A 26,000-nucleotide genomic window follows, 5' to 3' on the forward strand; every position below is an offset into this window, starting at 1 on the left:
TTACGTCTACCGACGCACTCTGTTTTTCTTTTCCCTGAGGTTGATTGTGCAGTTAACGAGTTTCACTGATTACGGACTACGCGCGCTGATTTATATGGCGTCGCTGCCGGATGGAAGAATGACCAGTATCTCCGAAGTGACGGAGGTTTACGGCGTTTCCCGTAATCATATGGTTAAGATAATCAATCAGCTGAGCCGCGTGGGTTATGTGACGGCGGTTCGGGGAAAGAACGGCGGAATTCGTCTGGGGAAACCGGCAAATATGATTCGCGTGGGTGATGTGGTTCGCGATCTGGAGCCGCTCTCTTTAGTCAACTGCAGCAGTGAATTTTGCCATATTACGCCCGCCTGTCGTCTGAAACAGGCGCTTGCTGAAGCCGCGCAAAGTTTTCTCAAGGAACTGGATAACTACACGCTGGCCGATTTGGTTGAAAAGAATCAACCGCTTTATAAATTATTACTGGTGGAGTGACGTAAACTTCACTGGAGATGACAACGGAGGAACCGACATGTCACAAGATCCTTTCCTGGACCGCGAATCTGAAAAATACGCTAATCCAATCCCGAGCCGGGAATTTATCCTCGATCATTTAGCAAAACGTGAAAAACCGGCCAGCCGAGATGAGCTGGCAATTGAGCTGAATATTGAAGGCGAAGAACAACAAGAAGCATTGCGCCGCAGACTGCGCGCAATGGAACGCGATGGTCAACTGGTCTTTACGCGTCGCCAGTGCTATGCGCTGCCGGAACGTCTCGATCTGCTGAAGGGGACCGTTATTGGCCACCGCGACGGTTATGGCTTCCTGCGCGTTGAAGGCCGTAAAGATGACCTTTATTTGTCGTCCGAGCAGATGAAAACCTGCATTCACGGCGATCAGGTACTGGCGCAGCCGTTAGGCGCCGACCGTAAAGGCCGCCGGGAAGCGCGTATCGTCCGCGTGCTGGTGCCCAAAACCAGCCAGATCGTGGGCCGCTACTTTACCGAAGCGGGCGTAGGCTTCGTTGTGCCTGATGACAGCCGCTTGAGCTTCGATATCCTGATTCCCCCCGAAGAGATCATGGGCGCGAGGATGGGCTTTGTAGTGGTGGTTGAGCTGACCCAGCGTCCAACCCGGCGCACCAAAGCGGTCGGCAAAATTGTTGAGGTCCTCGGCGACAACATGGGTACCGGCATGGCGGTCGATATGGCCCTGCGCACCCATGAAATCCCCTACGTCTGGCCGCCAGCAGTAGAAAAACAGGTTGCTGGCCTGAAAGAGCAGGTACCGGAAGAAGCGAAAGCCGGTCGCGTGGATTTGCGTAATCTGCCGCTGGTTACTATTGATGGCGAAGATGCCCGTGACTTTGATGATGCCGTGTACTGCGAGAAGAAACGCGGCGGCGGCTGGCGTCTGTGGGTGGCGATTGCCGATGTGAGCTACTATGTGCGTCCTGGTACGCCGCTGGATGGCGAGGCGCGCAGCCGCGGCACCTCGGTCTACTTCCCGTCGCAGGTCGTTCCCATGCTGCCTGAAGTACTCTCTAACGGCCTGTGCTCGCTGAATCCTCAGGTCGACAGACTCTGTATGGTTTGTGAAATGACGATTTCGGCTAAGGGTCGTCTCACCGGCTTCAAATTCTACGAAGCGGTGATGAGCTCTCATGCCCGTCTGACTTATACCAAAGTCTGGCATATGCTGCAGGGCGATCGGGATCTGCGTGAGCAGTACGCGCCGCTGGTCAAGCACATTGAAGAGCTACACAACCTCTACAAAGTGCTGGACGGCGCGCGTGAAGAGCGTGGCGGTATCTCATTTGAGAGTGAAGAAGCTAAATTCATCTTTAATGCTGAACGTCGTATTGAACGTATTGAGCAGACTCAGCGTAACGACGCGCACAAGCTGATTGAAGAGTGCATGATCCTGGCGAACATTTCCGCGGCGCGCTTCGTTGAGAAGGCCGAGGAGCCGGCGCTGTTCCGTATCCATGACAAACCAAGCACCGAAGCGATTACCGCATTCCGTTCGGTTCTTGCAGAGCTGGGGCTTGAGCTGCCTGGCGGCAACAAGCCGGAGCCGCGCGACTATGCGCAATTACTGCAGTCTATCGCCGACCGCCCTGACGCTGAGATGCTGCAAACTATGCTGCTGCGCTCGATGAAACAGGCAGTATACGATCCGGAAAACCGCGGCCACTTTGGTCTGGCGCTGCAATCTTACGCTCACTTTACTTCGCCGATTCGCCGCTATCCTGACCTGTCGCTGCATCGCGCGATCAAGTATTTACTGGCGAAAGAGCAAGGGCATAAAGGTAATAGCACTGAGACCGGCGGCTGGCACTACAGCATGGATGAGATGCTGCAGCTGGGGGCGCACTGTTCGATGACCGAGCGCCGTGCTGATGAAGCGACGCGCGATGTTTCGGACTGGTTGAAGTGTGATTTCATGTTGGATCAGGTCGGTAACGTCTTTAAGGGCGTGATTGCCAGCGTGACCGGCTTTGGTTTCTTCGTACGTCTTGATGAACTATTTATCGATGGTCTGGTGCACGTCTCTTCCCTTGATAACGATTACTACCGTTTCGACCAGGTAGGACAGCGTCTGATCGGTGAATCCGGCGGTCAAACCTATCGTCTGGGCGATCGCGTTGAAGTACGCGTTGAAGCGGTGAATATGGATGAGCGTAAAATTGATTTCTCGCTTATCTCCAGCGAGCGCGCCCCGCGCAACGTCGGTAAGACCGAGCGTGAAAAGGCGAAGAAAGGGGCGGCAGGTAAAGCTTCCGGACGTCGCCGCCAGGCTGGTAAGCAGGTAAACTTCGAGCCGGATAGCGCATTCCGTAAACCGAAAGGTCAATCCCAGCCGAAGGCCGCTCAGCCAAAAGGCGAGAAGAAAGCGAAGAAGCCGTCGGCGAAAACCCAAAAGATAGCTGCTGCGACCAAAGCCAGGCGCGCGGCGAAAAAGAAAATAGCTGAGTAATGAGATTTCCTTTACCCTGGCTTCTTGCGTTATTCCGCAGTGGTCGGGGTGAAGGGAACTGATAACAGAACCTAAAACGAGTAGATAAATGAGTGAAATGATTTACGGCATCCACGCGGTGCAGGCACTGCTGGAGCGCGCACCTGAGCGTTTTCAGGAAGTCTTTATTCTGAAAGGCCGTGAGGATAAGCGCCTTATGCCGCTGATCCATGCTCTGGAAGCACAGGGCGTAGTGATTCAGGTCGCCAGCCGCCAGTTTCTCGATGAGAAAAGCGAAGGCGCCGTTCATCAGGGAATTATTGCCCGCGTGAAGCCCGGACGTCAGTATCAGGAGAACGATCTGCCGGATCTGATCGCTTCTCTCGATCAGCCATTCTTTTTGATCCTCGACGGCGTGACCGATCCGCACAACCTCGGCGCCTGTTTGCGTAGCGCTGATGCCGCAGGCGTACATGCGGTGATTGTGCCCAAAGATCGCTCCGCGCAGCTGAATGCCACGGCGAAAAAAGTCGCCTGCGGCGCGGCGGAGAACGTTCCGCTCATTCGCGTCACCAACCTGGCACGCACCATGCGTCTGCTGCAGGAAGAGAACGTCTGGATCGTCGGTACCGCGGGTGAAGCCGACCATACGCTGTTCCAGAGCAAGATGACCGGTTCGCTGGCGCTGGTGATGGGCGCGGAAGGTGAAGGCATGCGACGCCTGACCCGCGAGCACTGCGACGAATTGATCAGCATTCCGATGGCCGGCAGCGTCTCGTCGCTGAACGTATCGGTCGCCACCGGGATTTGCCTGTTTGAAGCGGTGCGTCAGCGCAGCTAATCTCTTTTTCCTGTATAAGCCATTCTCCGGGATGGCTTATCTTCGTCTTGCCTGTTCATCTTCTCGTTCCGTCTGACGGGCGATTTCCAGACCTCTTTCCACATAGTTCAATAGCTGGCTTAAGGATAACGCCTCTCCTGGTTCATCTCCCGTTTGCTCGATGAATTTAAGCTGCGCGCCCCGATTTTTTAATATCTTGATGAGATTGAGAAAATTTCAAACGGGATTCTGCTTTTCAAGGATATCGTCGCAAATTTTGCTTTCATCAAATGAGGTAACGTATCCCGAAGCGTTCAGGTTCTGCTTGATGGCGTTAATCGCCAGATGGGGTAGATGCCGACGGATAAGCGGAATATAGGTCAGTGCGTTTTCCCGATCTTCAATAATTAAATGAATCATGAAATTCCCTTTCAGATTGTGAGAGAACTTTATAACAGAGTTCTCTGACGGAAAGTGCGCCGTTGTCCATACTTATCGGCAGAGCCATTGAAGGAGGGAAACATCATGCACTGGCAAACTCATACTGTATTTAATCAACCCGCGCCGCTGTGTAACAGCAACTTATTCCTGTCCGATACCGCCCTGCGTGAAGCCGTTGTCCGCGAAGGCGCGGGCTGGGATGGCGATCTGCTGGCGAGTATTGGCCAACAGCTGGGGACGGCAGAATCGCTGGAGCTGGGGCGTCTGGCTAACGGTAATCCGCCGGAACTATTGCGCTATGATGCGACGGGATCGCGGCTTGACGATGTTCGTTTCCATCCCGCCTGGCATCTGCTGATGCAAGGATTATGCGCTAACCGGGTACATAACCTTGCCTGGCAGGATGACGCTCGCGAAGGCGCCTTCGTTGCCCGCGCTGCCCGCTTTATGCTGCATGCGCAGGTCGAGGCGGGAACTCTGTGCCCCGTCACGATGACCTTTGCCGCTATTCCATTGCTGCAGCGCTCCTTACCCGGGGCTTTTAGCGACTGGCTATCGCTGCTCCTAAGCGATCGCTACGATCCGCATCTGGTGCCGGGTAATCAGAAGCGAGGGCTGCTTATCGGAATGGGGATGACGGAAAAGCAGGGGGGATCCGATGTCCTGAGCAACACGACGCGTGCGGAAAAAACCGCCGAAGGCTTTTATCATCTTATCGGTCATAAATGGTTTTTCTCGGTACCGCAGAGCGATGCTCATCTGGTGCTGGCGCAGGCGCCGGCGGGACTCTCTTGCTTTTTTGTCCCGCGCCTGCTGCCGGACGGTCAGCGTAACGGCGTACGCCTGGAAAGGCTGAAAGATAAATTAGGTAACCGCGCGAACGCCAGTGGCGAGGTTGAGTTTTACAATGCTTGCGGCTGGCCGATCGGGGAAGAGGGCGATGGCATCCGTCAGATTCTTAAGATGGGGGGCCTGACCCGCTTTGACTGCGCGCTGGGCAGCCATGCGCTGATGCGCCGGGCTTATTCAGTCGCCCTGTATCATGCTCTGCAGCGCCAGACATTTGGCAAAAATCTGGTCGATCAACCGATGATGCGTCAGGTTCTGGGGCAAATGGCGCTGCGGCTGGAAGGGCAAACCGCCTTTCTGTTCCGCCTGGCGCGTGCCTGGGACAGACGCGGTGATGCGCAGGAAGCGCTGTGGGCAAGGCTTTTCACGCCCGCGGCAAAATTTGCGGTCTGCAAATCCGGGATCGCCTTCGTCGCTGAAGCGATGGAGGTGCTGGGGGGATCGGGCTATTGCGAAGAGAGTGAACTACCGCGTTTGTACCGCGAAATGCCGGTAAACAGTATCTGGGAAGGTTCCGCTAATATTATGTGCCTGGACGTGATGCGTGTACTGATGAAGCAGCCGGCGGCGCTTGAACTACTGGCGGCGGAGTGCGCGGAAGTGAAAGGGCAAAACCGTCATTTCGATCGCGCATGGCGGCAGTTGCAGCAATGGTTGCGGCGACCTGTGGAAGCGCAGGGGCGGGAAATTACCCGGCTGGTCTATAGGCTGGGCGCTGGCGCGCAGGTATTACGCGTTGCTTCACCGCCGTTGGCGGAAGCCTGGTGCCGTATGATGCTCGACACGCGCGGCGGCATGCGTCTGGACGAGCAGACGCTGGACGACTTGCTGCTACGGGCAATGGGGCGTGGACGTCAGGCGCCTTAGGCATAGAGAATGGCCTGTACCCGCCAGTTATCCGGCTGCTGCTCTTCGTACATCTGGACGATGCGATACCAGGACGCACCCTGCTCATCGGCCTGCAAGGCGATAGCATGCTCAACGTCCTGCTGGCTGCCGGAAATATTGTTAACGCAAATCAGGCCAATTTCGTTCAGGCCAGTCACGCAGTCAGCGCTGGCAAACTCCGCTGACTGCGCGGAAGTATTGGCCGTGACGGTGGTCAACATCAGGCTGGGTAGGGAAAAATTTCGTTTCATCGTCAGCTCCATTTCACATAGTCCTGAGGGCAGTCCGTTGCTAACGTTCTGCCAGGTTACAGCTGGCCGAACGTTATTATGCACAGGAGAACGTGAATGGGCGCAAAGCAGTGTAAAGCTCGCTTAAGGATTGACCGCTATTTACGGTACAAAATCGCCTGCGAATACCACTGGCCGGGAACCATGGTGTCATCAATCATAATGATGACGTAGTAATCCGCCTTAGCTGCTTCAGCTTTGACTTTTAGCGCAGCCTCGACATCCATCGGCGAGCCGTACTTTAAGACACTCACCGTGCCCATCTTCTGCAAGCCCATCGTCTGATTACGTTGGATCTCTTGCGGATGGTCGGTTGCTGGCGGCGGCGCTTCTGGCGTCCCTTGTAGCGCACTACAGCCGCTTAAAGCGATAGCCAATAGCCAGGGTATAAACCTACGCATAGCCATATCTCGTTTCCTGATAGTCATAGTGTAGTGGTAGCCTGAATCTCATTTCTGGGGAATGTTCCCAAATTGTTATCCGGTACGCGATTTTCGAATGAAAATATCGTGAAAGCGTAATCTGGTTCTCAAGATTATGAATCATGTGCGAACAAGAGACTCGAGTAATAACATAGCACCACACCACTATAGAGAAAGGAGACGGTAAATGATTGCACTAGAAATGCGTAACCTTGCGGGTGGTGAAGTTCTCCATGCGTGCCCGCACGGCGCTGCGGATTCACCGCTGCCTTGCATCGTCTTTTATCATGGATTTACCTCTTCTAAGCTAGTCTACAGCTACTTTGCCGTTGCTCTGGCAGAGGCCGGGTTTCGGGTCATTATGCCCGATGCGGCCGAACACGGTGCGCGCTATCAGGGAGATGAACAAGGGCGGATGCAGCGCTTCTGGCCGATCCTGATGCAAAATTTTGCTGAATTTCCGGCATTACAGGAGGCGATTCGTGCTCAGGGATGGCTTGCTGACGACAGGCTGGCGGTTGCCGGAGCATCGATGGGCGGAATGACGGCGCTGGGGATAATGACCCATCATCCAGAGCTGAAAAGCGTTGCCTGCCTGATGGGGTCTGGCTATTTCAGTACGCTCTCGCAGAGGCTTTTCCCTTCGCCTTCATTTGATGCAACGCAGCTGGCGGATTGGGACGTCAGCCAGCAGCTGGCGACGCTTGCCAGTCGGCCGCTGCTGCTCTGGCACGGCGATGAAGATGATGTGGTGCCTCCGGAAGAGACCTTCCGTCTGCAGCAGGCGCTGCGGCAACATGAGATGACCGATAAGTTAACCTGCCTCTGGCAGAAGGGCGTCCGTCACCGCATTACGCCAGAGGCGTTAGCAGCGACGGTGGCGTTTTTTCAACGCCATCTTTAAACGCGAATCACCTGAACGCCCTGATCCTCAAGCTGCTTGAGGATCGCTTCATCCGCCTGTTTTCCGGTAATCACCAGGTCGATTTGCCCGGCCTGGCTAAACAGCATTCCGGCGCGTTCGCCAACTTTACTGCTGTCGACCAGTACCGCGAGTTTACCGACGACGTTAAGCATTTTTTGCTCCGCCATCGCTGTCAGCATATCGGTTTTATATAGCCCTTCGGCGGTGAGACCTTTGCCGCTGGTAAACATCCAGTGCCCGGCGTACAGGCTGTTTTCGCTGCCCTGCGGGCTCAGGGTGATGGAGTGGCTGCGGTTATACTGTCCGCCCATAATGATGACGCTGTCGTGTTCCTGATCGATCAGGTAATTGGCCAGCGGCAAATAGTTCGTGATGATCTGTACCGGTTTTCCGCACAGCTCTTGCCCAAGCAGGAAGGCGGTAGAGCCGCAGTTGATAACAATACTTTCGCCGGGGTTGACCAGTTGCGAAGCCGCACGTGCAATCCGCACTTTCTCGTCGTGGTTTTGCGCCTGGTGAATATTCATTGGTGACCAGCGCGGGCGCTGCTCGCTGATGGCTTCCGCGCCGTTGCGGACTTTTTTTAGTTTGCCGCTGTCGTCGAGTTTATTGATATCGCGCCGTGCCGTCGCCGGAGAAATTCCCAGTCGGGAAATCACCTGCTCCACGGTGACAAATCCCGTTTGTGCCAGCAAATCCAGTAAAATTTGATGTCTTTGCGCTTCCGTCATGAGCAAATCCGATTAAAAGTGATAAGCAAAGATGATATTTGAAATCAGGTGAAAATACTAATGCTGACGGGGATAATTTCCGGCGGGGGCTCCCGCCGGAGATGCCTTAGAGGAAGGACTTAAAGGGGAGGTCCGGTTCCATGGTGAAGCAATCGTCGAATCCGCGAGGATAGTGGTATTCGAAGTTGTCTTTATCCAGCGGCCAGGTGAACTTCCCGCCGACCTGCCAGATAAATGGCTTAAAGCCATACTTCAGGCGGTCTTTTTTCATTTCCCACAGAACGCGGATCTCCTGCGGATCGGCCTGGAAATTTGACCAGATATCGTGATGGAAAGGTATCACCACTTTGGTATTCAGCGACTCGGCCATGCGCAGGATATCGGCGCTGGTCATTTTGTCGGTAATGCCGCGCGGGTTCTCGCCATAGGAGCCCAGAGCCACGTCGATTTGGTGCTCATTCCCGTGCTTCGCGTAGTAGTTAGAGTAGTGAGAATCGCCGCTGTGGTACAGGTTGCCGCCCGGCGTTTTAAACAAGTAGTTCACCGCGCGCTGATCCATCCCATCCGGCAGCACGCCCGCGGCTTTTTGTTCTGCGGGTAAGGTGATCAGGGCGGTACGGTCAAAGGCGTCGAGCGCGTGGATTTCAATATCTTTGATTTTAACCACATCGCCCGGTTTCATCACTATGCAGCGTTCTTTCGGAACGCCCCAGCCCATCCACAGATCGACGCAGGTTTGCGGGCCGATAAACGGTACGTCTTCGGCGCAGTTCTGCATGACTGCGGCGGCTACGTTCACATCAATATGATCGTTATGATCGTGGGTAGACAGCACGGCGTCGATCTGGCGAATGGCGAACGGATCGAGGACAAACGGAGTGGTCCGCAGGTTTGGCTGGAGCTTCTTCACACCCGCCATGCGCTGCATCTGGTGGCCCGTTTTCATCAGCGGGTTGCCGTGGCTTTGCTTGCCGGTGCCGCACCAGAAGTCGACGCAGATATTGGCTCCGCCTTCGGATTTTAGCCAGATGCCCGTACAACCCAACCACCACATGGCAAAGGTGCCCAGCGCCACCTGCTCTTGCTCAATCTCTTCGTTCAGCCAGCTGCCCCATTCCGGAAAAGTGTTCAGGATCCATGATTCGCGGGTGATGGTTTGCACTTTACTCATTTATTTTCCCCTCACATATTATCAAAAGTAATCACATTGTGATTTGTTTTGAAGAATACTGGCATCGTTTGTTCAGGATTGCAATCCTGAATTTTGCCTGTTCTGGAGGCAATCCTAAGGGGTAAACGGAGGTTAAGACATATTTTATGATATAGGTGGAATTATATTTTATTGATTTTAATGTGTTATTTTTTATTTTATGAAAATGAGAATTAATACGATAGCGGATTGTGTGATTATTTGCGGCTTGCGTCACATTTAATCAAATATAATCTTGTTGTGATTATTTTTGATTATTAGAGTGATCCCAACAACAAACCCTGAGCGTAGCGTGCGTTCAGAGCGTCCACCTTCTGGAGTGTGTTATGGAGATTCTCTACCACATCTTTACCGTGTTCTTTAACCAGGTAATGACTAACGCCCCGCTACTGCTGGGGATTGTGACCTGCCTGGGCTATATCCTGCTGCGTAAAAGCGCCAGCGTTATTGTTAAAGGGACGATTAAAACTATTATCGGTTTTATGCTGTTGCAGGCCGGCTCCGGCATTCTGACCAGCACCTTTAAGCCGGTAGTGGCAAAAATGTCTGAGGTTTATGGCATTAACGGAGCTATCTCCGATACCTACGCATCAATGATGGCCACGATCGAACGCATGGGAGACGCCTACAGCTGGGTGGGCTATGCCGTGCTGTTAGCTCTGGCGTTGAATATTTGTTACGTCCTGCTGCGGCGTATTACCGGTATTCGCACCATCATGCTGACCGGGCACATCATGTTCCAGCAGGCTGGGTTGATTGCCGTCTCTTTTTACATCTTCGGCTACCCGATGTGGACGACCATCATCTGTACGGCGGTGCTGGTATCGCTCTATTGGGGCATTACCTCGAACATGATGTACAAGCCGACCCAGGAAGTGACTGACGGCTGCGGCTTCTCCATCGGTCACCAGCAGCAGTTCGCTTCATGGATTGCTTACAAGGTCGCTCCGTATCTGGGTAAAAAGGAGGAGAGCGTTGAAGATCTTAAGCTGCCGGGCTGGCTGAACATCTTTCACGACAACATCGTCTCCACGGCCATTGTGATGACTATTTTCTTCGGCGCGATCCTGCTTTCCTTCGGCATCGATACCGTACAGGCGATGGCGGGCAATACCCACTGGACGGTCTATATCCTGCAAACGGGCTTCTCGTTCGCCGTGGCTATTTTCATTATCACCCAGGGCGTACGCATGTTCGTCGCCGAGCTCTCCGAGGCGTTTAACGGCATCTCACAGCGCCTGATTCCCGGGGCCGTACTGGCCATTGACTGTGCGGCGATCTATAGCTTTGCGCCAAACGCCGTCGTCTGGGGCTTTATGTGGGGCACCATCGGCCAGCTGATCGCCGTCGGTATTCTGGTGGGCGTCGGCTCTTCCATTCTGATTATTCCGGGCTTTATCCCGATGTTCTTCTCGAACGCCACCATCGGCGTCTTTGCTAACCACTTTGGCGGCTGGCGCGCGGCGCTCAAGATTTGCCTGGTGATGGGAATGATTGAAATCTTTGGCTGCGTCTGGGCGGTGAAGCTGACCGGCATGAGCGCCTGGATGGGCATGGCGGACTGGTCAATTCTGGCGCCGCCGATGATGCAGGGCTTCGCCTCCATCGGTATCGCGTTTATGGCCGTCATCATCATTATTGCACTGGCTTATATGTTCTTCGCAGGGCGCACGCTGCGTGCTGAAGAGGACGCGGAAAAACAACTGGCAGATGCTTCTGCTCAATAAGGAGTTTTGACTATGACCGTACGTATTCTGGCTGTATGTGGCAACGGGCAAGGAAGTTCCATGATCATGAAGATGAAGGTGGACCAGTTTTTGACCCAGTCAAATATCGATCACACGGTGAACAGCTGCGCGGTGGGGGAATATAAAAGCGAACTAAACGGCGCGGACATTATCATCGCCTCCACCCATATCGCCGGTGAGATTAGCGTCTCCGGCAATAAATACGTGGTTGGGGTACGCAACATGCTCTCGCCAGCGGATTTTGGCCCAAAACTGCTGGAAGTGATCAAAGCGCACTTTCCGCAGGATGTGAAGTAAGGACGCCAAATGAAATTACGTGATTCGCTGGTGGAGAATAACTCCATCCTTTTACAGGCTGATGCCAGCACCTGGCAGGAAGCCGTCAAGCTGAGCGTTGATTTGCTGGTGAAAGCCGATGTGGTAGAGCCGCGCTACTACCAGGCCATTCTGGATGGCGTAGCTCAGCACGGCCCTTATTTTGTGATAGCTCCCGGCCTGGCGATGCCGCACGGTCGCCCGGAAGAGGGAGTCAAGAAAACTGGCTTTGCGCTGGTCACGCTGAAAACGCCGCTGGTTTTCAATCATGAGGATAACGACCCGGTCGACATCCTGATCACCATGGCGGCCGTGGATGCCAATACCCATCAGGAAGTGGGTATCATGCAGATCGTCAATCTGTTTGAAGACGAAGCCAATTTTGACCGTTTACGCGCCTGCCGCACCGCGCAGCAAGTGCTGGATTTAATTGATAACGCCACAGCGGCGGCCGTTTAAAAGGAAGAGAAAATGTCATTACCTATGTTGCAGGTTGCGCTCGATAACCAATCTATGTCTTCCGCGTATGAAACGACGCGCCTGATAGCCGATGAAGTGGATATTATTGAAGTCGGTACCATCCTTTGCGTGGCTGAAGGCGTTCGTGCCGTTCGCGACCTGAAGGCGCTCTATCCCAACAAAATCGTGCTGGCGGACGCTAAAATCGCCGATGCCGGTAAAATCCTCTCCCGCATGTGCTTTGAAGCCAACGCCGACTGGGTAACCGTGATCTGCTGTGCGGACATCAACACCACCAAAGGCGCGCTGGACGTGGCGAAAGAGTTCAACGGCGACGTTCAGATTGAACTGACCGGCTACTGGACCTGGGAGCAGGCGCAGGAGTGGCGCGAAGCGGGTATCCAGCAGGTAGTCTATCACCGTAGCCGCGACGCCCAGGCGGCCGGGGTGGCATGGGGCGAGGCGGATATTAACGCTATCAAACGCCTGTCCGATATGGGCTTTAAAGTCACCGTCACCGGCGGCCTGGCGCTGGAGGATTTGCCGCTGTTCCAGGGAATTCCGATCCACGTCTTTATCGCCGGGCGCAGCATTCGCGACGCCGCTTCGCCGGTGGAAGCCGCCCGGCAGTTCAAACGTTCTATCGCCCAACTGTGGGGCTAAGGAGCGGCTATGCTGTCGAAACATATTCCGCTCGGCATCTATGAAAAAGCGCTCCCCGCCGGGGAGTGCTGGCTGGAACGCCTGCAGCTGGCTAAGGCGCTCGGTTTTGATTTCGTCGAAATGTCGGTCGATGAAACTGACGCCCGCCTGGCCCGACTCGACTGGAGCCGGGAGCAGCGCTTCGCGCTGGTTAACGCGATTGCCGAAACCGGGGTGCGCGTGCCCTCTATGTGCCTGAGCGCCCATCGGCGCTTCCCGCTCGGTAGCGAAGACGACGCGGTTCGGGCGCAGGGCCTGGAGATTATGCGCAAAGCGATTCAACTGGCTCAGGATGTCGGCATTCGCGTTATTCAACTGGCGGGCTACGATGTTTACTACCAGGAAGCCAACAACGAGACGCGCCGCCGCTTCCGTGACGGGCTGAAAGAGAGCGTCGAAATGGCAAGCCGCGCGCAGGTGACGCTGGCGATGGAAATCATGGACTATCCGTTGATGAACTCGATCAGTAAGGCGCTGGGCTACGCCCACTATCTGAATAATCCGTGGTTCCAGCTCTATCCTGATATCGGCAACCTTTCCGCCTGGGATAACGACGTGCAGATGGAGCTGCAGGCCGGGATGGGGCATATCGTGGCGGTGCATATAAAAGATACGAAACCCGGCGTATTTAAAAACGTGCCGTTCGGCGAAGGCGTCGTCGATTTTGAACGTTGTTTCGAAACGCTCAAGCAGACGGGCTACTGCGGCCCGTATCTAATTGAAATGTGGAGCGAAACGACCGACGATCCGGCCGCCGAGGTCGCGAAAGCACGCGATTGGGTGAAGGCGAGGATGGCCAGCGCCGGTCTGGTGGAGGCAGCATAATGCAAACGCTAAAACGGCAGGTATTTGAAGCCAATATGGATTTACCGCGCTACGGCCTGGTCACTTTTACCTGGGGTAACGTCAGCGCTATCGACCGCGAACGCAGGCTGGTGGCGATTAAGCCCAGCGGCGTCGCCTACGAGGTCATGAAAGCGGACGATATGGTGGTCGTGGATCTGGAGGGGAGAGTGGTAGACGGGCGGTATCGTCCCTCTTCCGATACCGCCACGCATCTGGCGCTGTATCGCCGCTACCCGAGTCTGGGGGGCGTGGTACATACTCATTCGACGCACGCAACGGCCTGGGCGCAGGCGGGTCTGGCCATTCCCGCGTTGGGAACGACCCATGCGGACTACTTCTTTGGCGATATCCCCTGCACCCGGGCGTTAAGCGCGCAGGAAGTGGCGGAGGCTTATGAGCTGAATACCGGCCACGTGATTATCGAAACGCTGGGCGACGTTGAGCCGCTGCATACGCCGGGCGTCGTGGTCTATCAGCACGGGCCTTTTGCCTGGGGCAAAGATGCGCACGATGCGGTGCACAATGCGGTGGTGATGGAAGAAGTGGCGCGGATGGCGTGGATAGCCCGCGCGATCAACCCGCAGCTGAAGCCCATCGATAGCTGGCTGATGAACAAACACTTCATGCGCAAGCACGGGCCAAACGCCTACTACGGGCAAAAGTGAAATACGTGCTCCGGAGCATTTCATCTTTATGATGAATCAACCGGTCTGCTCCGGAGCCTTTTTTATCGTTGTTGATAAGCCGACGGCATACAGCGCATACCTATCAACGTCACGACGCAAATTATCGCGCCAGCATAAAACGTCGAGGCGGCGCCCAACATTTCCCACAGCACGCCTGCACCGGCGCTGGCCAGCAGTAGCGCGATTCCGCTCATCAGGTTGAACATTCCGAACGCAGTGCCGCGCAGTTCAGGCGGGGCGGTATGCGCCACCATTGCCGCCAGTAGACCCTGCGTCATGCCCATATGAATACCCCACAGCGCGACGCCGGCTAAAAGCGTGCTCCAGTGGCTACTCAGCGCCAGCACGATATCGGCGGCAATCAGTACCAGCAGGCCCCACTGCAGCATTTTGCTGTGGCTCATCCTGTCCGATAATTTCCCGAAAGGATAGGCAGTCAGGCTGTAGACCAGGTTCATGGCGACCATTACTAGCGGTATGGCGAACAGCGGGATCGCCATTTGCTGGGCGCGTAGCACCAGAAAGGCTTCGCTGAAGCGGGCGAGGGTGAAAATCGAGCCAATAGCCACCACCCACCAGTAAGCGGCGGAAAGCTTCTTGAGATTCTCGCGGCGCAGGGGATTGGTACGTTTCTGGACGACCGATGTGTTGGGTTCTTTTAACCCAAAGCCCAACAGAGCGATTGAGAGGACGGCGGGAATCGCCGCGACCCAGAAAATCGACTGGAAATCGTTATCCCAGAGAAACATCAGCGCGACGGCAAGTAGCGGGCCCAGAAACGCGCCGATGGTGTCCAGCGCCTGGCGCAGCCCGTAGGCGGCCCCGCGAATTTCCGGGGGAGTGACGTCGGCAACCAGCGCATCCCGCGGCGCACCGCGTATTCCTTTGCCGATGCGGTCGATCATTCGAGCGCTAAACACCATGCCGGAGGTAGGGGCGATAGCAAAAAGAGGCTTACTCAGCGCTCCCAGACCATAGCCGAGCAGCGCCAGCCCTTTACGTTTGCCGACATAATCGCTGATGACGCCGGAAAACACCTTCAGCATCAGCGCGGTGGCTTCCGCCACGCCTTCGATAATGCCGATAATAATCACGCTGGCTCCCAATGTGGTGGCCATAAATAAAGGGAGCAGGCTGTGGATCATTTCTGAGGAAACATCCATCAGCAAGCTAACGCCGCCCAGCACCCAAACCCCTTTTGGGATACGGCTGAGCGTGGCAAAACGCGGAACCATGAATCACTCCGGAGAATCATGCAGGTAAAGAGAGATTAAATCAGGTTACGCGCAGGCTGATAAGTCACGAGGAAAAATAATTCTCAATTGCATTAAGCAACGCTCTCTTCCGCGACGCGGCGGACGCCTTACTCAGTCAGGAAACGCCAGTCAAACATCAGGTTCTGTGTTTTGTGTCGAATTGAGCAACGTCAGCGGGCCGGGCAGGAGCATCGCTGACTTCCTCTGTTATTGGATGAAGTCAGCGCTCCGGAGGCGTTAGCGGTAAATGACGGCGCTGGCGTGAATTTGTCCATCGCTTCCCGGTTCATGAATAAGGATTGGCTGGAAGTATTTCGCTCCCTGAACATCGCTCTGCTGGCTAAGCGCCTGGTCAGCTTCCTGCTCGGTGGCGATGTTATGGTTGATATAGATAACGCCGAGGCTCTGCACATCATCCATATTGCGGGCCTGGCGGGCATCGATTTTAATAGCAGCCAGCGCGTTGGCGCATAACAAAAGCGCTGCCATCATGGTTATGAGGATGTATTTCATCATCTACGCTCCTTATGACAGTCCTGACGTTCACCCGCTTCCCTGGGGTATGGATTGCTTCTGATCTAATTGTAATCGCTGCCTCTCTGGCGCATCGCGACCATTTCTGATGCAGTTGTTCAAAAAATTGTCGCTTCCGCTGTTGATTAATTTTAAATCACCGGCTTAGGGTCACTTTGCGCTTAGTGCGAATTATTTGCACAATTCACTTGTCTTAAACCCCGCTCGCCCGTATTATGACGCGTCAATTTTTCAGCCGCCCTTTAACACGTTCCTTGCCTCCATGGGCCGCGGCTGACCCAGACAGGAGGCTGAATAATCCGTAAGGAGCAATTCGATGCGTCATTACGAAATCGTTTTTATGGTCCATCCTGACCAGAGCGAACAGGTTCCGGGCATGATCGAACGTTACACTGGTGCAATCACTGCAGCAGAAGGTACGATCCACCGTCTGGAAGACTGGGGCCGCCGTCAGCTGGCTTATCCGATCAACAAACTGCACAAAGCTCACTACGTTCTGCTGAACGTTGAAGCGCCGCAGGAAGCGATCGATGAGCTGGAAACTAACTTCCGCTTCAACGACGCCGTTATCCGCAGCATGGTAATGCGTACTAAGCACGCTGTTACCGAAGCATCTCCGATGGTTAAAGCGAAAGACGAGCGCCGTGAGCGTCGCGAAGATTTCGCTAACGAAACCGCAGATGATTCTGAAGCTGGGGATTCTGAAGAGTAATCCTGATGACCAATCGTCTGGAGCTGTCCGGCATTGTTTGCAGGACTCCACTTCGTAAGGTCAGCCCGTCAGGAATTCCACACTGCCAGTTCGTGCTTGAGCATCGTTCAGTGCAGGAGGAAGCCGGTTTTCACCGGCAGGCGTGGTGCCAGATGCCCGTGATAATCAGCGGACACCAGAACCAGGCCATTACTCACAGTATAACGGTCGGTAGCGCAGTAATCGTTCGAGGGTTCATCTCTTGCCACAAGGCAAAGAACGGCTTGAGCAAAATGGTTCTGCATGCCGAGCAGATTGAATTGATAGATTCTGGAGACTAGCCATATGGCACGTTATTTCCGTCGTCGCAAGTTCTGCCGTTTCACCGCGGAAGGCGTTCAAGAGATCGACTATAAAGATATCGCTACGCTGAAAAACTACATCACCGAAAGCGGTAAGATTGTCCCGAGCCGTATCACCGGTACCCGTGCAAAATATCAGCGTCAGCTGGCTCGCGCTATCAAACGCGCTCGCTACCTGTCCCTGCTGCCGTACACTGATCGTCATCAGTAATCGGTCACGGTCCATTAATACGACTTTGAGAGGATAAGGTAATGCAAGTTATTCTGCTTGATAAAGTAGCAAACCTGGGTAGCCTGGGTGATCAGGTTAACGTTAAAGCGGGCTATGCTCGTAACTTCCTGGTACCACAGGGTAAAGCTGTTCCTGCTACCAAGAAAAACGTTGAATTCTTCGAAGCACGCCGTGCTGAACTGGAAGCCAAACTGGCAGAAGTTCTGAGCGCTGCTAACGCACGTGCTGAAGCAATCAACGCACTGGGCACCGTTACCATCGCGTCTAAATCTGGCGACGAAGGTAAACTGTTCGGTTCCATCGGTACTCGCGACATCGCTGACGCTGTAACTGCAGCTGGCGTTGCCGTTGCTAAGAGCGAAGTTCGTCTGCCGAACGGCGTTCTGCGCACCACCGGTGAGCACGAAGTGGACTTCCAGGTTCACAGCGAAGTCTTCGCTAAACTGGTTGTTAACGTTGTAGCTGAGTAATTTATTACTCAACTCACGTCGAGACGCCGGCCCTGTGCCGGCGTTTTGCTTTTCTGTATTTGCTTAATCTTTTCCTGGTATGGTGGCTATTCTTAGCAACTTTCTGGATAATAAAATAAAACACTATTTTATTTCTGGTAAAGTGAATGGACGCACCCTCAATATTTTCCCGCAAGAATGTGGCTTATGCCTGCGCAACCCTCTGCTGCCTGCTGTGGGGAAGCTCCTATCCGGCGATTAAAAGCGGCTATGAACTGTTTCAGATTGCCACTGATGATGTGCCGTCAAAAATCGTTTTTGCTGGCTATCGCTTCCTGTTTGCCGGAACCCTGCTGCTGCTCTTCGCGCTGGTGCAACGTAAGCCGATTGCCCGCTTAAATCCGCGTCAGTGCGGGCAGCTGGCGATACTGGGCGTTACGCAAACGTCTATCCAGTACGTTTTCTTCTACGTGGGCCTGGCGTTTACCACCGGCGTGAAGGGCTCGATTATGAACGCTACCGGAACCTTCTTCAGCGTCCTGTTGGCGCACTTCATCTATCAGAATGACAAGCTGAGCTATAACAAGGCCATCGGCTGCATTCTCGGTTTTGCCGGCGTCATGCTGGTGAACTTTAATCATTCATTGAGCGATTTTAGCTTTGTCTGGCAAGGAGATGGTTTTGTGGTGCTGGCGGCTTTTATTCTGTCGGCGGCGACGCTATATGGTAAACGCATTTCACAAACGGTTGACCCAACGGTGATGACCGGCTGGCAGCTGGCGTTTGGCGGTCTGGTGCTGGTTGGCGGCGGTTACCTGACCGGCGGAACCCTCGAGGTTCACAGCTCCGCAGCGGTGCTGGTTCTGGCTTATTTGACGCTGCTCTCCTCCATCGCTTTTGCTTTGTGGAGCGTGCTGCTGAAGCATAACCGCGTGAGCATGATTGCGCCGTTCAACTTTGTCATCCCGGTAGCCGGAACCGTGCTGTCGGCCATCTTCCTTGGCGAGAATATTTTTGAACCGAAATATGCGGTTGCGCTGGTGCTGGTGTGCGCCGGGATCTGGTGGGTAAATAAGCCGGGGGCAACATCCGGAAAATCTTCACAGCAGGCCGGGTAAGCTACCCGGCCGGAACGCTTAACGGACGCGAATAAAGCTACCGTTCGACTGGCGGGTAAACAGCACCTGCTGCCCGCCGCCGGTATCGATAGTCAGCCCGGTGACCACGCCGCTGGCATTCTGGCGGATCTGTACCGTCTGCCCGGTTTGCAGCGAGCTTAGCGGCTTACCGGCACCTTCAACCTGGGCCATGGCGTAAACGTCGGTCGGCGGCAGGTTGTGGTCGCGGAACAGCTGCGCGAGGGTTTTGCCGGATTCAATACGGTAGGTCCGCCACTGCTGCTCAATGCCGGGAGTCGACTGCGGCTCCTGATAAGGCTGGGAAGCGGTCTGCTGCTGCGGTTGATCCGGCTGCTCATCCTGAATGGGCTCCGGCGCGACCGGCGCCACCTGATCGGCATCGTTGACCGGCGGCGTGTTGGTGATGGGCGGCAGTGGGACGGCCTGATTACCTGAAGACTGCGGCTGCGACTGAGATTGCAGGTCGAGATTCGCCTCGCGGCTGGACTGAACTGAACTGCCGTTATCCTCTGAAGGGAGCAGAACGCCGATAACCACCAGCAGCGCTCCGGCAATAATACCGCGGCGGTGCATCGGCGGTAGCGGATCCATGAGGCGAAAATGATCCGGGGCATGCCAGATCTTCTCCAGGGTAGATTTCAGTTCAAAGCGCCCGGGCATGGCTTTCCTCCTGCTCCGCATATTTTTATCCTGCTGTCTCTAGAGTATAGATGGCTAACTTTCTGAAGGACGAGACAAAGATATGTTTCGTGAGGTTAACCTTATCTCTCTATTGTTTCTGTTTCCGTCAGATTTGTCATCATCCTGCCGACAAAGTTTTACCCGTCGTGCTGTGGCTGATATGCTGCCCACCTCTTTATACCCGTCATACTTCAGGTTGCAGATGCGTTGGCTGCAGCTCGAATTATTTAGGGTATATGTTCCGGCTTTTCTGCTTATGCTGCGTGAAGCCGTGGAATATGAAATTCTCACCCAAAAAAGGAACAAAGATGGCAACCCCTACTTTTGACACGATTGAAGCACAGGCAAGTTACGGTATCGGCTTGCAGGTTGGACAACAGCTGAGCGAATCTGGCCTGCAGGGGCTGCTGCCGGAAGCGCTGGTCGCGGGTATTGCTGACGCGCTGGAAGGTAAACAGCCGCAGGTGCCGGTGGAAGCCGTTCACCGCGCGCTGCGTGAAATTCACGAACGCGCTGACGCCGTGCGTCGCGAGCGTTTCCAGGAAATGGCCGCGGATGGCGAGAAATACCTGGAAGAAAACCGCGAGCGCGAAGGCGTGAACAGCACCGAATCTGGCCTGCAGTTCCGCGTACTGACTCAGGGTGAAGGCCCGATCCCGGCGCGTACTGACCGCGTTCGCGTTCACTACACCGGCAAACTGATCGATGGCACCGTCTTCGATAGCTCCGTTGCGCGCGGCGAACCGGCTGAGTTCCCGGTGACCGGCGTGATCGGCGGCTGGATTGAAGCGCTGACCCTGATGCCGGTAGGCTCTAAATGGGAACTGACGATTCCGCACAACCTGGCCTACGGCGAGCGCGGCGCGGGCGCATCCATTCCTCCGTTCAGTACCCTGGTTTTTGAAGTTGAACTGCTGGACATTATTTAAATAGCTGGTGCTTCCTCTTCCGTATGGGGGAGGGAGCCGCTTTAAATAGTGTAAAACCCTTAAGTTGAGCATTTGCTGGAGCTTTATATTGCATATCTGCTGAATGGGTGTATTTTTGTGAGCTGTTTCGCGTAACCGGAGTGATATAACACTCACTTTAAACATAAAATTAACATTATCTCTAAATCATAGTATTCATCCCTCCGATTCTTACCTAATATCGATAAACCCTCGTTCCGGGGTTAATACGAATGAAGGGCCAATAGAGCCCGAACAACACAGACAGGTACAACAGGAAAAATCACATGGTAGATCAGGTAAAAGTCGTTGCCGACGAACAGGCGCCGACTGAACAATCGCTGCGGCGAAATCTCACTAACCGGCATATTCAGCTTATTGCTATCGGTGGTGCGATAGGCACCGGGCTGTTTATGGGGTCAGGCAAAACCATCAGCCTTGCCGGGCCGTCAATTATTTTTGTTTATATGATCATCGGTTTCATGCTGTTTTTCGTCATGCGCGCCATGGGTGAATTACTGCTGTCGAATCTCGAATACAAGTCATTCAGCGATTTTGCCGCCGACCTGCTGGGCCCCTGGGCAGGTTATTTCACCGGCTGGACCTACTGGTTCTGCTGGGTGGTGACCGGGATGGCGGACGTGGTGGCGATCACCGCCTACGCGCAGTTCTGGTTCCCGGGACTCTCCGACTGGGTCGCCTCGCTGGCGGTCATCCTGCTGCTGCTGGGTCTTAACCTCGCCACCGTGAAGATGTTCGGTGAGATGGAGTTCTGGTTTGCGATGATCAAAATTGTCGCTATCGTGGCGCTGATCGTGGTCGGCCTGGTGATGGTGCTGATGCACTTCCAGTCACCGACCGGCGTGGAAGCCTCTTTCGCCCATCTGTGGAATGACGGCGGCTGGTTCCCGAAAGGCATCAGCGGATTCTTTGCCGGCTTCCAGATCGCCGTCTTCGCCTTCGTGGGTATCGAACTGGTGGGAACCACGGCGGCGGAAACGAAAGATCCTGAGAAATCCCTGCCGCGGGCGATTAACTCGATTCCCATTCGTATCATTATGTTCTACGTCTTTGCGCTGATCGTCATTATGTCGGTGACTCCGTGGAGCTCAGTCGTGCCGTCAAAGAGCCCGTTCGTTGAGCTGTTTGTGCTGGTCGGGCTGCCGGCGGCGGCGAGCCTGATCAACTTCGTGGTGCTGACCTCGGCGGCTTCTTCCGCTAACAGCGGCGTATTCTCTACCAGCCGTATGCTGTTTGGTCTGGCGCAGGACGGGCAGGCGCCGAAAATGTTCGCCAAGCTGTCGAAACGCGCGGTACCGGCGAAAGGCCTGACCTTCTCCTGTATGTGTCTGCTGGGCGGCGTGGTCATGCTGATGGTCAATCCAAGCGTCATTGCGGCGTTTACCATGATTACCACGGTGTCGGCGATCCTGTTTATGTTCGTCTGGACAATTATCCTGTGCTCGTATCTGGCCTATCGCAGGAAACGTCCGCAGCTGCATGAGCAGTCCAAATATAAGATGCCGCTGGGCAAACTGATGTGCTGGGTGTGCATGGCATTCTTCGTCTTTGTGCTGGTGCTGCTGACGCTGGAAGCCGATACCCGCGAAGCGCTGATGGTGACCCCGCTGTGGTTTGTACTGCTCGGCGCGGGCTGGCTTTTTGCCGGCAAGAAGCGTCTGGCGAAATAAAAAATCCTCGGGAGAGATGTTTAACGTTGCTTGCAACGGCCCGAAGGGGGCAGGGCGCCCGTCATAAAAAAGGCCACCCGGGGTGGCCAATAAGACTGACAATGTCGAGGGCGCCTGCGGGCGCCTTTTTTATTACTTGCTATTTACCTGCGAGGGCACGCGGGAACAGCACGTTATTTTCGAGACTGATGTGCTCCATCAGGTCATCAATCAGTTCGTTGATGCCGTTGTACATCGCTTTCCAGGTGGTGCAGGCTTCCGCCGGCGGCGTCACGTTCTGCGTGATGTGCTTAATCACCTCCAGCAGCTCGCCTGCTTCATCATGCTCGCTTTCCATCACGCTGATAGGGCCGCCGGCCTGCGTTCCCATACCCTGTTTGATCATCGGGAACAGAATCTGCTCCTCTTTCATCATATGGCTGGAAAGCTCCTGGTGCAGCATGGTCAGATACTTGGTTAAGCCTTTCGGAACGTTGGGCTTGTCGGCGTGAACGCGCTCGACTTTAGTGGCCTGTAAAATTAGCTCCGGCAGCTGCTCGCGATGCCTGTCGTGATAGCGAACGATAATGTGATCGATAATTTCCGCATAGGGCGCAACCCGCCAGTCGCGCTCTACCGGCTCTTCCGCCAGTTTCGCCAGCTCGGCTTCAATCACCGCGACGTCCAGCTCTTTGCGAGATGCCGCGCGATCCAGCGTCTGTTTGCCGCCGCAGCAGTAGTCCATATCGTACTTACGGAACAGCGCGGAGGCGCGCGGAATCGTCAGCGCCAGCTCGCCTAAAGGTTGGTCACGGAAAGCCATAGCAGTTACCTCGTCATCAAGAATATAAGTTGTATTTTAAATGCATCTTATGTTCCAGGGAATACCCCTTTAGGGTACCAGGCTATTTTTTCTCGCTGACCAGTTTCTGCAGCACGGGTTTTTCCGGACGAGCACGCACGGCAGACACCACGCCGATCACCAGCAGTAGAATACCGCTTAGGGTCAGAAGCGGGGGCAGGCTCTGGCGCAGAATAAAGGTATACAGCAGTCCGGCAAGGGTTTCGAAGACGATCAGCGGCCCGAGGATCACCGTTGGCAGACGCTGGCTGGCAACGTTCCAGCACCACGCCCCAACCCATGAACAGAATATAGCGATCGCCAGCATCAGGGTGACGAACACCGCCGGGCGCGGGCCGAAGGGGAGCGGGAAGTCCGGGTGCTGTCCATGCAGCCACCCGCAGGCGATAAGGTATCCGACCAGCGATACCGGCAGGGTCACCAGCGCCTGCGCGGTAGCCCACATCATCGGCGGTTTATCCGGGTTTTCCCGCAGCCAACGGGCGTTGCGCAGCGCGTACCAGGCCCAGCACACCACCGAGATCAACGCCAGCAAGATACCGGAGCCGTAGCGCCACGGGCTGAAATCGGGTAAGCCCTGATGCAGTTCAGCGATATTGACGCATGCCAGGCCGAAGGCAATACAGACCAGCGCCGGGAACAGTCGCCGCCACGGCAGCTTTCCATCGCGCTGGCTATAGAGCAGGTTGGCGAAAACCGGCAGCACGACCGGCAGAGTGCCGATAATCATGGTTGACACCGGCGCGCCGGTACGCTGAATCGCGCTGGCCAGGCAGACGTAATAGATTAAGTTGCCCATCAGGGTCAGTCCCAGCGCCGTCCACCAGTCTTTCCTGGCGAGCTGGCGCAGCCGCGCGCGGCCCAGCCAGGCCAGCGGCAGGGCGATCAGCCCCAGCGCCAGATAGCGCCCCATCGACTGTAAAACAGCCGGGTATTCCGGCACCAGTAAAGGGCCCACGAATATCAATCCCCACATCAGCCCTGCCAGCAGGGCGTACAGCACACCACTAATCATCATGCTTTCCATTACTCTTTTTGTTGGCGACAGTGTAGGAGAGGCTTTAGCGGGAATATTGTATGAGGTTGCGCATTAGCGCGGGAGAACCTGCTTTTGATAACGTACCGGGGTAATGCCGTAACGGCGGGTAAACGCGCGGGTCAGGTGCGACTGGTCGGTCAGTCCGGCGGCGAGAGCGACGTCGGCAGCGGGCATACCGTGGGTGAGAAACGCTTTGGCGCGCCACAGGCGAATGGCCATTAACATCTGGTGCGGCGTAACGTGGAAGTGCGCTTTGAACTGGCGCTGGAAATGGTACGGGCTCAGCGCCGCCACCTGCGCCAGCTCATCGAGGGTCACCGTACGCATATAGTTATCATGCAGATAGTCTCGTACCCGCTCGAAGCGGTGGCGAGCTTCGGGCAGCGCAGCGGCGTGGTGAGCGAATGGCCGGAAGGTATCGATTAAATCCAGCAGCAGACCCTGCTGCGCGAGCGGATCGTCAGTATGCCACAGGCCGTAGATGAGATTGCCGATTTGCCGGGAGCGAAGCGGGTCCTGACGCACCACTTCGCTGAACCACCAGTGGCGCACGCCGGTCACCTTTTCCAGCGTATCCGGGTCGAGATAAATCATCCGATAGCGCCAGCCGTCGGCAGTCTCCGCCTCGCCGGTATGCAGTTCATCGGGATTCATGGTGACGATAGAGTTAACCGTAGCTACATGCTGGCTGCCGCGATAGCGAAAACGCTCGGCGCCGAGCTCTATCGCGCCGATACCAAAGGCTTCATGGGTGTGCGGTTCAAAGGCGTAGCGGGAGATGTGGGCATGATACAGCTCAACGCCGGGCAGCTGCGCCAGATGGCGAAAGCGCGCGCTGTCTCTTTCATCATTAAACTGTTCCGGTACGCCTTGCATGCGATAACTCCCGACGGACATCCGTACATTATTGAGGATGGCCCGCCGGGATGCTACAAAAATTAACCACTATGTAACAGTTACAGAATGCCTTTGACGCTCTCTGCCAGCGTCGTGGTTGGGCGACCGATGAGCTTACTCAGGGTGCGGCTATCGTCGAACAGCCCGCCTTTGGAGGCGCCGGTATCAGAATTCGCCAGCATATCAGCCAGGCCTGCGGGCAGGCCGACGCCCTTCAGCGCGGCGGCGAAGTCGTCTTCGCTGAGGTTTTGATACACCACGTTTTTACCGCTTTGTTTGCTCAGCTCAGCGGCGAGTTCGCTCAAAGTCCACGCCTCATCGCCCGCCAGTTCATACACTTTTCCGGCATGGCCCTCTTCGGCGATAACGCGAGCGGCAGCGGCGGCGTAATCCGCGCGGGTAGCAGAGGCGATTTTGCCGTTACCGGCAGCGCCGATAAACACGCCGTGCTCAATCGCCGGCGGCGCGCTGGCGAGATAGTTTTCGGTGTACCAGCCGTTGCGCAGCAGGGCATATGCAATGCCGGAGTCGGCGAGCATCTGCTCGGTGGCGATATGTTCATCCGCCAGCCCCAACGGGGAGGTATCGGCGTGCAGCAGGCTGGTATAGGCGATAAATTTCACGCCGGCAGCTTTCGCTGCATTAATCACGTTGCGGTGCTGGACGGCGCGCTGGCCGACCTCGCTGGAAGAGATCAGCAACAGTTTGTCCACGCCCTGTAGGGCGGCGGTCAGGGCCGCTTCATCGCTGTAGTCGGCCTGACGAACCCCTATGCCCCTTTGGCTCAGCGATTCGGCTTTTGCCGGGTTGCGCACGATAGCCACAACCTGGCCCGCGGGGACGGTTTTTAACAGGTTTTCCAGGACGTGTTGGCCAAGCTGGCCGGTTGCGCCGGTAATTGCGATCATGGGTCTTCTCCTTCGTGTTCATTGGCAGTTATGGTAAGCTAACACCTTAACTAACTTTTAGTAAG

Annotated in this window: 30 protein-coding genes; 18 read left to right on the forward strand and 12 right to left on the reverse strand. The window is 55.3% G+C overall.

Annotated features, from left to right (window positions below):
- Positions 1-46: 46 nt before the first annotated feature.
- From nsrR to rlmB, 3 genes are all read left to right on the forward strand, one after another.
- A complete protein-coding gene (gene nsrR, locus ABLV12_RS04085) occupies positions 47-472 on the forward strand; it encodes a nitric oxide-sensing transcriptional repressor NsrR (RefSeq protein WP_004097980.1) in 426 nt (141 codons plus the stop codon).
- A 37-nt stretch (positions 473-509) separates the two neighbouring features.
- Positions 510-2,957 (forward strand): ribonuclease R, encoded by a 2,448-nt coding sequence (rnr, locus tag ABLV12_RS04090; protein ID WP_023320204.1) that lies wholly within the window; start codon positions 510-512, stop codon positions 2,955-2,957.
- Between the two features lie 88 nt (positions 2,958-3,045).
- Entirely contained in the window at positions 3,046-3,777 is a 732-nt protein-coding gene (gene rlmB, locus ABLV12_RS04095) for a 23S rRNA (guanosine(2251)-2'-O)-methyltransferase RlmB (protein ID WP_004109129.1), read from the forward strand.
- A 216-nt stretch (positions 3,778-3,993) separates the two neighbouring features.
- Here rlmB and ABLV12_RS04100 read toward each other — a convergent pair whose 3' ends face one another.
- Positions 3,994-4,176: a hypothetical protein gene (locus tag ABLV12_RS04100; protein WP_348866798.1), complete on the reverse strand. Its 183-nt coding sequence runs from the start codon at positions 4,174-4,176 to the stop codon at positions 3,994-3,996.
- Positions 4,177-4,281: 105 nt separating this feature from the next.
- On the opposite strand from ABLV12_RS04100, the gene ABLV12_RS04105 reads away from it, so the two are divergent.
- Positions 4,282-5,913: an isovaleryl-CoA dehydrogenase gene (locus ABLV12_RS04105; protein ID WP_064396581.1), complete on the forward strand. Its 1,632-nt coding sequence runs from the start codon at positions 4,282-4,284 to the stop codon at positions 5,911-5,913.
- Here ABLV12_RS04105 and yjfN read toward each other — a convergent pair.
- Both yjfN and bsmA read right to left on the reverse strand, forming a co-directional pair.
- Positions 5,910-6,185: a DUF1471 family protease activator YjfN gene (yjfN, locus tag ABLV12_RS04110; RefSeq protein WP_026055994.1), complete on the reverse strand. Its 276-nt coding sequence runs from the start codon at positions 6,183-6,185 to the stop codon at positions 5,910-5,912. The genes ABLV12_RS04105 and yjfN overlap by 4 nt on opposite strands.
- Before the next feature lie 137 nt (positions 6,186-6,322).
- Positions 6,323-6,631 (reverse strand): biofilm peroxide resistance protein BsmA, encoded by a 309-nt coding sequence (gene bsmA, locus ABLV12_RS04115; protein ID WP_004109119.1) that lies wholly within the window; start codon positions 6,629-6,631, stop codon positions 6,323-6,325.
- A 202-nt stretch (positions 6,632-6,833) separates the two neighbouring features.
- Here bsmA and yjfP point away from each other — a divergent pair, with 202 nt between their 5' ends.
- On the forward strand, positions 6,834-7,550 hold the full coding sequence (yjfP, locus tag ABLV12_RS04120) for an esterase (RefSeq protein WP_160886358.1): 717 nt from the start codon (positions 6,834-6,836) through the stop codon (positions 7,548-7,550).
- Here yjfP and ulaR read toward each other — a convergent pair.
- The gene (gene ulaR / locus ABLV12_RS04125; protein WP_004109113.1) at positions 7,547-8,302 is read right to left on the reverse strand and encodes an HTH-type transcriptional regulator UlaR; all 756 of its coding nucleotides are present in this window, start codon (positions 8,300-8,302) and stop codon (positions 7,547-7,549) included. The genes yjfP and ulaR overlap by 4 nt on opposite strands.
- Positions 8,303-8,408: 106 nt before the next feature.
- Positions 8,409-9,473, reverse strand: coding sequence for an L-ascorbate 6-phosphate lactonase (gene ulaG / locus ABLV12_RS04130; RefSeq protein WP_210669489.1), 1,065 nt, complete (start codon positions 9,471-9,473; stop codon positions 8,409-8,411).
- A 365-nt stretch (positions 9,474-9,838) separates the two neighbouring features.
- On the opposite strand from ulaG, the gene ulaA reads away from it, so the two are divergent.
- From ulaA to ABLV12_RS04160, 6 genes are read left to right on the forward strand one after another with little or no spacing between them, the layout of a single operon-like run.
- The gene (gene ulaA / locus ABLV12_RS04135) at positions 9,839-11,239 is read left to right on the forward strand and encodes a PTS ascorbate transporter subunit IIC (RefSeq protein WP_004109094.1); all 1,401 of its coding nucleotides are present in this window, start codon (positions 9,839-9,841) and stop codon (positions 11,237-11,239) included.
- Positions 11,240-11,251: 12 nt separating this feature from the next.
- Positions 11,252-11,557: a PTS ascorbate transporter subunit IIB gene (gene ulaB / locus ABLV12_RS04140; RefSeq protein WP_004109091.1), complete on the forward strand. Its 306-nt coding sequence runs from the start codon at positions 11,252-11,254 to the stop codon at positions 11,555-11,557.
- 9 nt (positions 11,558-11,566) lie between these two features.
- Entirely contained in the window at positions 11,567-12,034 is a 468-nt protein-coding gene (ulaC, locus tag ABLV12_RS04145) for a PTS ascorbate transporter subunit IIA (RefSeq protein ID WP_004109090.1), read from the forward strand.
- A 12-nt stretch (positions 12,035-12,046) separates the two neighbouring features.
- Complete coding sequence (ulaD, locus tag ABLV12_RS04150) at positions 12,047-12,697, forward strand: 3-keto-L-gulonate-6-phosphate decarboxylase UlaD (protein ID WP_004109088.1); 651 nt, start codon at positions 12,047-12,049, stop codon at positions 12,695-12,697.
- Positions 12,698-12,706: 9 nt separating this feature from the next.
- A complete protein-coding gene (gene ulaE / locus ABLV12_RS04155; protein ID WP_016809363.1) occupies positions 12,707-13,561 on the forward strand; it encodes an L-ribulose-5-phosphate 3-epimerase UlaE in 855 nt (284 codons plus the stop codon).
- Positions 13,561-14,247 (forward strand): L-ribulose-5-phosphate 4-epimerase, encoded by a 687-nt coding sequence (locus ABLV12_RS04160; protein ID WP_325905994.1) that lies wholly within the window; start codon positions 13,561-13,563, stop codon positions 14,245-14,247. The genes ulaE and ABLV12_RS04160 overlap by 1 nt, the downstream gene beginning before the upstream one ends.
- A gap of 62 nt (positions 14,248-14,309) precedes the next feature.
- Here the strand turns inward: ABLV12_RS04160 and ABLV12_RS04165 are convergent, their stop codons facing one another.
- Complete coding sequence (locus ABLV12_RS04165; protein ID WP_004117432.1) at positions 14,310-15,503, reverse strand: MFS transporter; 1,194 nt, start codon at positions 15,501-15,503, stop codon at positions 14,310-14,312.
- A 258-nt stretch (positions 15,504-15,761) separates the two neighbouring features.
- Positions 15,762-16,037: a DUF1471 domain-containing protein gene (locus tag ABLV12_RS04170; RefSeq protein WP_004109070.1), complete on the reverse strand. Its 276-nt coding sequence runs from the start codon at positions 16,035-16,037 to the stop codon at positions 15,762-15,764.
- Between the two features lie 337 nt (positions 16,038-16,374).
- On the opposite strand from ABLV12_RS04170, the gene rpsF reads away from it, so the two are divergent.
- The 5 genes from rpsF (at position 16,375) to ABLV12_RS04195 (ending at position 18,910) form a co-directional block, all read left to right on the forward strand.
- Positions 16,375-16,770, forward strand: a complete 396-nt coding sequence (rpsF, locus tag ABLV12_RS04175; protein ID WP_004098001.1) for a 30S ribosomal protein S6 — start codon at positions 16,375-16,377, stop codon at positions 16,768-16,770.
- Positions 16,771-16,775: 5 nt separating this feature from the next.
- Complete coding sequence (gene priB, locus ABLV12_RS04180) at positions 16,776-17,090, forward strand: primosomal replication protein N (RefSeq protein ID WP_004098002.1); 315 nt, start codon at positions 16,776-16,778, stop codon at positions 17,088-17,090.
- A gap of 4 nt (positions 17,091-17,094) precedes the next feature.
- Positions 17,095-17,322 (forward strand): 30S ribosomal protein S18, encoded by a 228-nt coding sequence (rpsR, locus tag ABLV12_RS04185; RefSeq protein ID WP_000135199.1) that lies wholly within the window; start codon positions 17,095-17,097, stop codon positions 17,320-17,322.
- Between the two features lie 41 nt (positions 17,323-17,363).
- Positions 17,364-17,813 carry a 50S ribosomal protein L9 gene (gene rplI / locus ABLV12_RS04190; RefSeq protein WP_004109068.1) on the forward strand — a complete coding sequence of 150 codons (450 nt, stop codon included), beginning with the start codon at positions 17,364-17,366 and terminating at the stop codon, positions 17,811-17,813.
- Between the two features lie 146 nt (positions 17,814-17,959).
- Complete coding sequence (locus ABLV12_RS04195) at positions 17,960-18,910, forward strand: DMT family transporter (RefSeq protein ID WP_004109067.1); 951 nt, start codon at positions 17,960-17,962, stop codon at positions 18,908-18,910.
- A gap of 18 nt (positions 18,911-18,928) precedes the next feature.
- Here the strand turns inward: ABLV12_RS04195 and ABLV12_RS04200 are convergent, their stop codons facing one another.
- Positions 18,929-19,591, reverse strand: coding sequence for a LysM-like peptidoglycan-binding domain-containing protein (locus ABLV12_RS04200; protein ID WP_024273622.1), 663 nt, complete (start codon positions 19,589-19,591; stop codon positions 18,929-18,931).
- Positions 19,592-19,920: 329 nt separating this feature from the next.
- Here ABLV12_RS04200 and fklB point away from each other — a divergent pair, with 329 nt between their 5' ends.
- Together fklB and cycA are read left to right on the forward strand one after the other, a co-directional pair.
- Positions 19,921-20,541: an FKBP-type peptidyl-prolyl cis-trans isomerase gene (gene fklB, locus ABLV12_RS04205; protein ID WP_160886360.1), complete on the forward strand. Its 621-nt coding sequence runs from the start codon at positions 19,921-19,923 to the stop codon at positions 20,539-20,541.
- A 305-nt stretch (positions 20,542-20,846) separates the two neighbouring features.
- The gene (cycA, locus tag ABLV12_RS04210) at positions 20,847-22,250 is read left to right on the forward strand and encodes a D-serine/D-alanine/glycine transporter (protein ID WP_004109063.1); all 1,404 of its coding nucleotides are present in this window, start codon (positions 20,847-20,849) and stop codon (positions 22,248-22,250) included.
- Positions 22,251-22,389: 139 nt separating this feature from the next.
- Here the strand turns inward: cycA and ytfE are convergent, their stop codons facing one another.
- The 4 genes from ytfE to ABLV12_RS04230 form a co-directional block, all read right to left on the reverse strand.
- A complete protein-coding gene (gene ytfE, locus ABLV12_RS04215) occupies positions 22,390-23,052 on the reverse strand; it encodes an iron-sulfur cluster repair protein YtfE (RefSeq protein ID WP_004109062.1) in 663 nt (220 codons plus the stop codon).
- Positions 23,053-23,134: 82 nt separating this feature from the next.
- On the reverse strand, positions 23,135-24,106 hold the full coding sequence (locus tag ABLV12_RS04220) for a DMT family transporter (RefSeq protein ID WP_070557043.1): 972 nt from the start codon (positions 24,104-24,106) through the stop codon (positions 23,135-23,137).
- A 75-nt stretch (positions 24,107-24,181) separates the two neighbouring features.
- Positions 24,182-25,006: an AraC family transcriptional regulator gene (locus tag ABLV12_RS04225; RefSeq protein ID WP_017145077.1), complete on the reverse strand. Its 825-nt coding sequence runs from the start codon at positions 25,004-25,006 to the stop codon at positions 24,182-24,184.
- Between the two features lie 80 nt (positions 25,007-25,086).
- Positions 25,087-25,935 carry an SDR family oxidoreductase gene (locus ABLV12_RS04230; protein WP_160886362.1) on the reverse strand — a complete coding sequence of 283 codons (849 nt, stop codon included), beginning with the start codon at positions 25,933-25,935 and terminating at the stop codon, positions 25,087-25,089.
- Positions 25,936-26,000 lie beyond the last annotated feature (65 nt).

This window comes from Klebsiella sp. CN_Kp100, assembly GCF_040065315.1.
Lineage (GTDB): Bacteria > Pseudomonadota > Gammaproteobacteria > Enterobacterales > Enterobacteriaceae > Klebsiella > Klebsiella oxytoca.